Source organism: Mycobacterium sp. IS-2888 (assembly GCF_001954215.1).
Classification (GTDB): Bacteria; Actinomycetota; Actinomycetes; order Mycobacteriales; family Mycobacteriaceae; genus Mycobacterium.
In genome coordinates, this window is record NZ_MBET01000015.1 from 1 (window position 1) to 1,144 (window position 1,144).

A 1,144-nucleotide genomic window follows, 5' to 3' on the forward strand; every position below is an offset into this window, starting at 1 on the left:
TGCGCGGCGCCGGCGCAGGCCCACGCTACGGCTTCAAACCCACCGTCATGGCCCGCCCCCTCTCCGCCGGCTAAACCACACACCCCGAAGGCGCGCCCCGCACACACGTGCGGCCGGCGCGCCTTCGGGCGTCCTAGTCCGAACGACGTGGCGCCGGCGGCTTTAGCTGCGGCCGGATTTTTATCCCAGGTCGAGGCATTTACCGCCCAAACATGCCGCGGCAATGACCGGTGGAGCCGCTAACACCTCCCGCCCGTCGCAGACGTTATCGGATGTTGCCGCAGGTGGTGGGCAGGTCTTGCGGAGAGGCGTAGGCGTATGGGCGCCGCGTCGTCCGTCTCAGGTCCCGCACAGGTTAGGGTGGCGGTTCCGCGGCGGGTCGCTGCGGCGGGGAGGTCAGGGGAGTCCTCCCGATTAGCCTCACTCAAAAGCAACTTGGTGAATGTCGTCATGCGGGGGCGATGCGTGAGTAAACCCATGCCGTTCGGGCACGGTGGTTCGTAGGTGCTCGATTTCGGCGCATTACCACCGGAGGTCAACTCGGGTCTGATGTATGCGGGTCCGGGGTCGGGGCCGATGTTGGCGGCGGCTGCTGCATGGGATGAGTTGGCCGCGGAGTTGGCCACCGCGGCCAGTGGCTATGGGTCGGTGGTTTCGGAGTTGACCAGCGCCCCGTGGGTGGGTCCGGCCTCGAGGTCGATGCTGGCCGCGGTCAGTCCCTATGTGGCCTGGCTCTCGACGGTGGCCGGGCAAGTCGAGCAGACCGCCAACCAGGCCCGCGCGGCCGCGGGAGCCTACGAGACCGCGTTTGTGGGCACGGTGCCCCCGCCGGTGATCGCGGCCAACCGGGTGTTGTTGATGACGCTGATCGCGACCAACTTCTTTGGCCAAAACACCCCGGCCATCATGGCCACCGAAGCCCAGTACATGGAGATGTGGGCCCAAGACGCCGCCACCATGTATGCCTATTCGGCCTCCGCGGCGCTGGCCTCCGCGCTCGAGCCGTTTGACACCCCTCCCAATACCACCACGCCTGAGGCCCCCGCCGAACAAGCCCTGGCAGTCGCCCAGGCCCAGGCCACCCCGGCAGGCAACTCCGCCCAAAACGTCGCCGCGGTCACCCCGCAACTGGCCGCGGGCGGCC

The 1,144-nt window shown here is 68.3% G+C and carries 2 protein-coding genes; both read left to right on the forward strand.

The genetic code is table 11. The annotated features are described in order from the left end of the window. On the forward strand, nt 1–74 hold a 74-nt coding region (locus tag A5745_RS24185; protein WP_139329418.1), incomplete at its 5' end, for a hypothetical protein. A gap of 430 nt (nt 75–504) precedes the next feature. Beyond that, a partial coding sequence (locus A5745_RS02505; RefSeq protein ID WP_139329417.1) for a PPE family protein occupies nt 505–1,144 on the forward strand: 640 nt, incomplete at its 3' end.